We start from the raw sequence: 7,899 nt of genomic DNA on the forward strand, positions 1-7,899 counted from the left end.
TCATCTTGATTAGTTTTAATTTTATCAATATCTGATTCTTTAATTTTATCTTTATAATTTGCTTTTACATATGCTATCTTTTCAATCTTTAATGTTGGCTTTTTTACCGCATAAAGTGCAAGCCTTGTAATACCGCCGTTATTACACCATTCACTTGCTAACATATCAATCATATGACTATTATTACCATATATATTTTGTTTAATTATATCAGTTACATCTCCTAAAACAACATTGCCTTTTCCATCTTTATCTAAATTATTTAAATCAGCATGCCATCCATCTATTTGACTACCTAAATTCAATCTATTATATCCATGTTTATACGTATCATCACTTCTACCTCCATATCTTTCTGTTGATAAATCTTTATATATAATATTCTTACTAATAAATTCTCCATTACGTTCTTTATCTCTAGCAATAATATTTATTTTTCTAGTTCTTTTATCATTTTTATTAAATGATGGAGGGGTTGCATAATTTATTTCTGTAGAATGTTCATCAACAAAGACTGAAACGAGATCATTAACTCCTAATATCATATTTCTATTTGGCATAGCTAAATAAAACTTATATTGATCTATATTATTTAAATCTATTCCACTATCGCTTAAATTAAAAATTCCTCTAAACATATACCAATCTTGAGTATTATATTGTAACTTTGGATCACCAATAGACTGCCTCCAACTTATTGAATCTTTATTATCCCATACTTCATTTCCAGTTATAGGTAAGCTAACAGGTTCTTTTCCATTAGATTCTTCTGGTTCAAACCACTTTTCTAAATTTCTATAATCTATAGTATATACCTTACTATCATCTGCAGTAACCATCATAGGAGTTCTTAAAATTCCTCCTGTTTTATTTATATAATCAAATCCTTCCTTATTTATCCAACTTTCTTTCTTTATACAATTTTCAGGGGAAAGTAATCTATTCCTATTAATAAAATCAAAATAATTTGCTGCATATATTTGATCCCTATTGCTTTTTATATCAATACTTGAATCTACATAGTACATATCATTTTTAGACCAATTTAAAGGAATTTCTATAATACTGTCTTTATTATACATATTTTTATTTTCTGCTGAATTTGCTATTACAGGCATATTACCTGAAAATACGGAGGTTATTAATATAACAAAAGCAATAATAATTCCTATAAATCTTTTTAAATTACTTTTATTTTTTATATTTATATTCATATATTTTACCTCCTTTATTTTTTATTATAAGATTCTATAATATTTTTTAATTTCTTACATAAAGAATTATCTGTTTCTTTTAATTGCCATTTATCTTCAAGTTCTTTTTCATTAACTTGAATTGCTTCTGATGATACATTAATTATTAATTCTCTATTTTTATACTTATCTTTTTCATCGTTTGGTATATTATTTTTTAATTGTACAGACTCTAATAAGCTGTTTGTTGTTCCTCCTGATTCTAGTATCTTATTATAGTAATAATATCCATCATCTTCTTTAATCCAATTCTCACCTAAATTCTTGTCAAAATTTAAATTAACTTGATTTGATGCAGAAACTATATTCCCTATAGTATTTCCATTTTCATCTTTTTCTTGCCATTGTGGTGTTATTATCACTCTTACTAAAACTGGATTTTTCCCTGTATTTTCTATACATACTTTTTTCTTTACTGCTGTAGTAGATAGGTTTTTTACTTGATCTGAATTCTTATCAAAATCTTCATTTATTTTAGTTTGTATACTACCAAAAGAAAATTTATTTTCATTTTTTTCTTTACTTGTAAAATAAGCTAAAGACATAGTAGTTGTTATAAAAACTAAAAATACTCCCAATATTAATAATACTTTCTTTTTCATTTTAGCTCACTCCATTTAATCTTTTGCCTTACTAAAAAATTTCATTATTATTTCCTCTTTTTTTAAAATAAAAATTCCTATTGAAGCAATTAATATACCTATAAAACAAAAATTTTCGTAACCAGTTTTAGGTAAAATACCATTCATTTTTTTATTATTTAGATTATAATTATTTTCTTTATTAATCATTTGCTCTGGAATTTTTATACCAGTAAATATCCATTCAACTTCAGCATATTTATTTTTGTACTCATTTCCGATTGTTTTTCCATCAAATACAGCCTCAGCTTCAAGCTTTTTTTCTTCTCCTGGCTTAACTTTACCAAGAAAAATCTCATTACTTAATCCATTTTTACTAGCTATTGGACCATTATATATAATATTGCCATCATACTTTACAATTAAATTTATCTTTTTTAATAAATCATATTTTTCTCTTCTAGTAACTCTTTCAGCTCTTACATATATATCATAAGAATCTTTATGAGCATTTTTAAGAGTCATTGTTCTTTTTACACTATCCCCAGGAAGCATATTATATTTACATAAAAAAGGTTCATCACCATTAACAAATACTATTCCATTAGCATCTCCTACCAATTTAACATTAGGGGGAAGCACCTCTGCTGCCTCCCCCTTAATTCCAGTAAGTAATATAATTGATAGGGTTAATACAAAAGCTTTTAAAATATTTTTCATATATTATCACCCTACTTTTATATTTATTTAATTATTTAGATACTCCGCCTAAATCTTTAATAGCTTGAGGTGCTTCTTTCCATCCATCACTTACAGCTCCATTTGATGCTTGTATACCATCTGCTGTAACTATAACATTAAACTTTAAGTTTTTATAAACATTATCTGCTTTTTTATCTAATGTAACACTATTTAATAATGCATTTGTTGTAGCTCCTGGTTTAAGAATTCCATTATAATAATAAGTTCCTTCTTTTCCATCAATCCACTTTCCTTCTGAATTACCTAAGTTATCTCCAAAATTTAAATTAATTAAACTTAAATCTAATTTTTTAGCATCTTTTGGTGTATTATCTTTTGAACTATCATAATAAGTTATATCTTCCAACTTAATATTATTTCCATTAGTATCTTGTCCTATTTTAGTAGTAACCTTATATGAGTCAACTTTATCTCCTCTTGAATTTGTCCAAACTGTTTCTAATTTTACTTTTACAAGTTGATCATATTGTGCTTTACTATCAACCTTTACAAGTTTTTTTACTTCTGTTCCTGGAAGTACTTTTTGAGCAGTTGTTTTATCAAAATCTTCGTTTATATCTATTCCTGAATTTGCATTGCTTGGATTATCTGTTGATACTGTTGAAAATTTATTTGTTACACTGTCTTGTGATGTAAACCAAGCTAATGATCCTATTGATAATGATGCCACTACTGCGACTGCCGCTATTGCACTAATAATTTTTTTCTTTTTCATTTGTTAATCCTCCGTTTTACTTTATTTTATATTTTTAGAATATAATGTAAGGATTAGCTAAGAAAATAAGCTAATCATGTAGAATTAGCCGGTTGCACTACTAGCTCCATATGTTCCAAGTGCCCATATACAGAACATACTTCAAAGCTTCTATAAAATTTTAGTTTTAATTGCATTAGTCTTAATTAATATATTTTTATATAAAAAAAGACTAATCTATATTTAAAATAATATAAATTAGTCGGTTGCACTACTAGCTCCACATATTCCAAGTGCCCATATACAGAATATGTTTCAAAGCTCCTAAATTTCATTTTTATAATAAAATGTTATCATTTAGTTTTTTATTATACAATAGTTTTTATATTTATTTTACTTTATTAACACTTTATTAAATTTATCAATAAAATATATTTTTATTATTTATTTCTAACTTTATCAATAACTGTACTAATACCAAATAAGGCCAAAATAAATATTATTACTATAACTAAATTTCTTTGAATAAATTGAGATATATTTCCTAAATAAGGTACATGGAACATTACCTTTCCTATAACTTGCATATTTTTAACTGGAATTGGATCAGCTGTATTATTTGCATCTCCTTTTGTTATAAATTCAGTTCCATTATTTATAACCTTTTGCACTCTATGAGTTGTTATTGTCTTTCCTGTTGAGCCTCTAAATGTTATTACATCTCCAACTTTTATTGATTGATCTGTACCATTTTTAACTACCACTAAACTTCCTGGATTTATATTTGGTTCCATACTACCAGTCATTATATAATATGTACTATAACCTAATATACTTGGATGTTTTCCTTCTTTTTCACCCATTATATTAAAGATTGATAAAACTATAACTGCAACTATAAATAAATAAAATATAATATTAAGTACAGTTTTTATTGGATTTTTCTTTTTTAATTGTTTTTTATCTTTCATTTTTCCCCCTAATGATTAAATTATAAAAATAATTTAGCATATTCAATTTAATATTTATATGTTTTTTAAGTTTACTATATTTTTGTTAATATTTATTGTATTTTTGGTTTATAATCTATAAATTATACAAAAAAGAAGTTACCAAATATTTGATAACTTCTTTCTACATTACCTCTTAAACCAATCCCCACTTTTAACTTTTAATAACTTATCTTCTTTATTTAAAATAGATTTTGTATTATATTTATAAAAATATGCTTTTTCTTTAGTCCCATCCTCTAAAGAAACTTCAACAACCTCTCTTAAATACTCTGAATTTTCATCTAAAACTTTAAAATTTTCTAATTCATCTAGTTCAAATAAAGTTTTATTAAAATTTTTAAATGTCATTAATTCACCAGCAATTTCTTCTTCCCCACAAATTACTGCTGGATATCCCTTATTTTCTATATGGAACAATTCCCCATAAATTGTCCCCTTTTTTAACCCTTTAACCTTACCCTTTAATAATTTCTCATAGTTGAACATCCCACTTCTAAGACTTCCATATACAAATACTTTATCCACTAACATATTTCTCCACCAATTACTTTTACATCTTCATCATAGATAGTACATGCTTCTAAAATTAATTCTATACCTTTTACTATTTCATTTAACGACATAAAAGGTACATTCTTTTTATTTAAGATTTGAGATGTTATATATGGTATGTGAACAAACCCGCCTTTAATATTTGGATACTTTTTATTTATCATGTATAAAACTCCATACATTACATGATTGCATACAAAAGTTCCAGCTGTATTTGAAAGAGTGCTTGGTATTCCATTCTCATTTAAATGTTTTACTATTGCTTTTAATGGTAAATTTGAAAAATATGCAGCATCTCCATCTGCTCTTATAACCTCATCTATTGGTTGATTTCCCTCATTGTCTTTTATTCTAAAATCATTTATATTAATTGCAACTCTTTCTGGAGTTATATCATATCTTCCCCCAGCTTGACCAATTGATATTACTACATCTGGTTTATGTTTTATTATAGCTTCTTCTATAACTTTTAATGATTTTTCATATACAGTTGGTATTATAAGTTTTATTACTTCTGCACCATTTATATTATCTGAAACCATATTTACAGCTTCTTGTGCTGGATTTATTTTTTCACCACCAAAAGGATCAAATCCAGTTAATAATATCTTCATTTTAATTCCTCCTTTGTTACTCTACCCTTAAATTTTTAAAACGCTAAGAAATACATAGCAAATATATGAACAACTAATAATATTATAGCTGTTGGTGCCTGAGACTTAATTACTTCATTTTGATCTCTACATTCTAGCAATGCAGATGGAACTATATTAAAATTTGCAGCCATAGGTGTTAAAAGTGTTCCACAATATCCAGCAGTAAGTGCTAATGCTCCAACTATTACTGGATTTGCTCCTTGTGCTAATACAAAAGGTACTCCTATTCCTGCTGTAATTACTGAAAATGCTGCAAATGCATTTCCCATAACCATTGTAAATAATGCCATTCCAAGTACGTATGCAGTAACTCCTAATAATCTATTTCCTTGCGGAACTACACCTGAAATATATTGTGATATAACCTCACCAACACCAGCTTGTGTAAATAATGCTCCAAGCGCAACAAGTAATTGCGGTAACATACTTGTTGGTCCCATTTGGTGAAGAAGCCTTGCTCCATCATTAACAGCTTCTTTAGGTTTAGCTTTTGTTATTGCAAAAGCTGCTACCATTGCAGCTATTGCCCCAACACCAATTGCAAATTGTGATGAATTCTTATAATCGGATAATCCCATAGCTACTATAACTGCTGCAAAAGCCAATACTAATGAAGGAGTAAATATTTTGCTTTTAATTCTTTCTGATGCTTTTTGTCCTTCTTCTTCAGTAGCTGTATCGTATTTTGCAAAAACAACTTTTTTAGAAACTGTTAACAAACTTGATAAGACAAGTATTCCACCAGTTACGTTGTAAGGAAGCAACTTACCAAATATAAATGGTAGCGATATCATAATCCAAAATAATGCTGTATAATATCGTTTACTTGAATCTATTGTTTTAAACGATTTATATGCTATTACAATCATAAATAAACCCATTGTTATATAAAAAATCTCCAAAGCTATATCTATGAACTGTTGCATATTTCCCCTCCTCTTTTGTTGAATTATTTTTTAGAATATTTTTTTTGCATTTTTTTATCATATAAATAATTTTGTAATAATGATACTAAGAAAGCTATTAAAGCCATTATTATACTAGCTTTGGCTATACTTAATGCAGTAACATTATATCCAAACTCTGTTAATGTGCTTGATATCAATAAAACTCCTGAGCTTCCTGCAAAAAGATTTTGCCCAAAGAAATTACCATAATTCTCTGATGCTGCTGATAAACCTTTTATTTTTTCTTCATCAGCCTCATCTATATTATTAAACTTATTTTTAGCTGCTGCTTGTGCCATTGGATTAACTAATGGTCTAACAAATTGAGGATGTCCACTTATTCTTATTGAAAGTGCTCCAGTAATTTGCCTTATAGCTGTATAAGCAGTTAAAACTCCGCCTGTTGTAAGCTTGCCCAATTTTTTTACTAAATAAATAGCTCTTTGCCTTAAACCATATCTTTCTAATACTCCAATTACAGGCAACGTTAATATAAATAATGAAACAGCTCTATTTGATACAAACGATTGGCCTAAAACTGTTAGAATTTCATTCAAGTCCATTCCTGCAACAAAACCAGTTGCAAGTCCTGCCAATAAAACTGTAAATAAAGTTTCAATTTTAAATACAAACCCTAATATTACAATTAAAACTCCAATTAGCTTTATCATTTATTCCCTCACTCCACTCTTCTTAAGTTTTACAAAAAATTTAATTATTTTATATCTTGTTTAAAATTTTAAAACATTTTATTTAAAATTTCAATATATTTTTAACACTTAGTTCATATTTTGTAATATTTTATTACTATTTAAATGTAATTAAATTTATGTGTACTAATTAATTACAATTATTATATAATAATGTATATTTTTATATGTTTTAAAATAATTTAATATAAAAATAAAAAATCTATATCAAAAGGAATATATTCCTTTTGATATAGATTTTTTATTCTTCATTTAAATCTTTATTTTCGGTATTTCTATATTTTTTTAATCTTAAATTACTTAACTCTCTATCTTTATCAGTAAAAAGAGCCTTATATTTATTATTAAGAATAAGATTTTCTATAGTTAAATCTTCCATATTATTATTCATTAATAATTCCAATCCATATATATCATCATCTTCTTTTATTATATACTTAGCTGCATTTACTGCTCCTTTAGTATTTATCATTTTTAAAAGATTACTAAGCTTATAATTTAATCTTAAATCTACTTCTCTGTATATATTAATTAAATCAACATAAAATTCAAATCCGTTCATTATGTCCTCCAATTTTTATTTTATAATAATATTAAGTATACTATTTAAAATCTTTTCTTCAATATATATTATTACATTAATATTAATAATTAATATATACTATATAAACATTAGCAAGTACATAATTAATATAATCATTTATTATATTAAAATTGTTCCAAAAAAGACC

At 26.0% G+C, this 7,899-nt stretch carries 10 protein-coding genes and 2 riboswitches; all 10 genes read right to left on the minus strand.

The window, feature by feature from the left end; translation table 11 throughout:
* Window positions 1–1,214 (minus strand): hypothetical protein (locus Q4E08_RS02340; protein WP_303127831.1); only part of this gene is annotated, 1,214 nt, incomplete at its 3' end.
* A 14-nt stretch (window positions 1,215–1,228) separates the two neighbouring features.
* A complete protein-coding gene (locus Q4E08_RS02345) occupies window positions 1,229–1,855 on the minus strand; it encodes a hypothetical protein (RefSeq protein ID WP_303127834.1) in 627 nt (208 codons plus the stop codon).
* 15 nt (window positions 1,856–1,870) lie between these two features.
* Complete coding sequence (locus Q4E08_RS02350) at window positions 1,871–2,554, minus strand: LPXTG cell wall anchor domain-containing protein (RefSeq protein WP_303127836.1); 684 nt, start codon at window positions 2,552–2,554, stop codon at window positions 1,871–1,873.
* A gap of 31 nt (window positions 2,555–2,585) precedes the next feature.
* The gene (locus tag Q4E08_RS02355) at window positions 2,586–3,311 is read right to left on the minus strand and encodes a BsaA family SipW-dependent biofilm matrix protein (RefSeq protein ID WP_303127838.1); all 726 of its coding nucleotides are present in this window, start codon (window positions 3,309–3,311) and stop codon (window positions 2,586–2,588) included.
* Between the two features lie 80 nt (window positions 3,312–3,391).
* A riboswitch (cyclic di-GMP riboswitch) is annotated at window positions 3,392–3,472 on the minus strand.
* A 69-nt stretch (window positions 3,473–3,541) separates the two neighbouring features.
* Window positions 3,542–3,625, minus strand: a riboswitch (cyclic di-GMP riboswitch).
* A 105-nt stretch (window positions 3,626–3,730) separates the two neighbouring features.
* A complete protein-coding gene (locus Q4E08_RS02360; RefSeq protein ID WP_303127840.1) occupies window positions 3,731–4,261 on the minus strand; it encodes a signal peptidase I in 531 nt (176 codons plus the stop codon).
* A 168-nt stretch (window positions 4,262–4,429) separates the two neighbouring features.
* Window positions 4,430–4,834: a gamma-glutamylcyclotransferase gene (locus Q4E08_RS02365; protein ID WP_303127843.1), complete on the minus strand. Its 405-nt coding sequence runs from the start codon at window positions 4,832–4,834 to the stop codon at window positions 4,430–4,432.
* Window positions 4,828–5,469: a pyroglutamyl-peptidase I gene (pcp, locus tag Q4E08_RS02370; RefSeq protein ID WP_303127846.1), complete on the minus strand. Its 642-nt coding sequence runs from the start codon at window positions 5,467–5,469 to the stop codon at window positions 4,828–4,830. Before pcp ends, Q4E08_RS02365 begins: the two co-directional genes overlap by 7 nt.
* A 35-nt stretch (window positions 5,470–5,504) precedes the next feature.
* Complete coding sequence (locus Q4E08_RS02375; protein WP_303127848.1) at window positions 5,505–6,437, minus strand: DUF979 domain-containing protein; 933 nt, start codon at window positions 6,435–6,437, stop codon at window positions 5,505–5,507.
* A 23-nt stretch (window positions 6,438–6,460) separates the two neighbouring features.
* Window positions 6,461–7,126: a DUF969 domain-containing protein gene (locus Q4E08_RS02380; RefSeq protein ID WP_368410143.1), complete on the minus strand. Its 666-nt coding sequence runs from the start codon at window positions 7,124–7,126 to the stop codon at window positions 6,461–6,463.
* Between the two features lie 283 nt (window positions 7,127–7,409).
* Window positions 7,410–7,730 (minus strand): hypothetical protein, encoded by a 321-nt coding sequence (locus tag Q4E08_RS02385; protein ID WP_303127852.1) that lies wholly within the window; start codon window positions 7,728–7,730, stop codon window positions 7,410–7,412.
* Window positions 7,731–7,899 lie beyond the last annotated feature (169 nt).

Origin of the sequence: Clostridium sp. (assembly GCF_030532265.1) — a bacterium.
Lineage (GTDB): Bacteria > Bacillota > Clostridia > Clostridiales > Clostridiaceae > Clostridium.

Coding starts and splice junctions, on each gene's coding strand:
- Q4E08_RS02345 (WP_303127834.1), bottom strand. CDS start 1,855: ATGAAAAAGAAAGTATTATTAATATTGGGAGTATTTTTAGTTTTTATA.
- Q4E08_RS02350 (WP_303127836.1), bottom strand. CDS start 2,554: ATGAAAAATATTTTAAAAGCTTTTGTATTAACCCTATCAATTATATTA.
- Q4E08_RS02355 (WP_303127838.1), bottom strand. CDS start 3,311: ATGAAAAAGAAAAAAATTATTAGTGCAATAGCGGCAGTCGCAGTAGTG.
- Q4E08_RS02360 (WP_303127840.1), bottom strand. CDS start 4,261: ATGAAAGATAAAAAACAATTAAAAAAGAAAAATCCAATAAAAACTGTA.
- Q4E08_RS02365 (WP_303127843.1), bottom strand. CDS start 4,834: ATGTTAGTGGATAAAGTATTTGTATATGGAAGTCTTAGAAGTGGGATG.
- pcp (WP_303127846.1), bottom strand. CDS start 5,469: ATGAAGATATTATTAACTGGATTTGATCCTTTTGGTGGTGAAAAAATA.
- Q4E08_RS02375 (WP_303127848.1), bottom strand. CDS start 6,437: ATGCAACAGTTCATAGATATAGCTTTGGAGATTTTTTATATAACAATG.
- Q4E08_RS02385 (WP_303127852.1), bottom strand. CDS start 7,730: ATGAACGGATTTGAATTTTATGTTGATTTAATTAATATATACAGAGAA.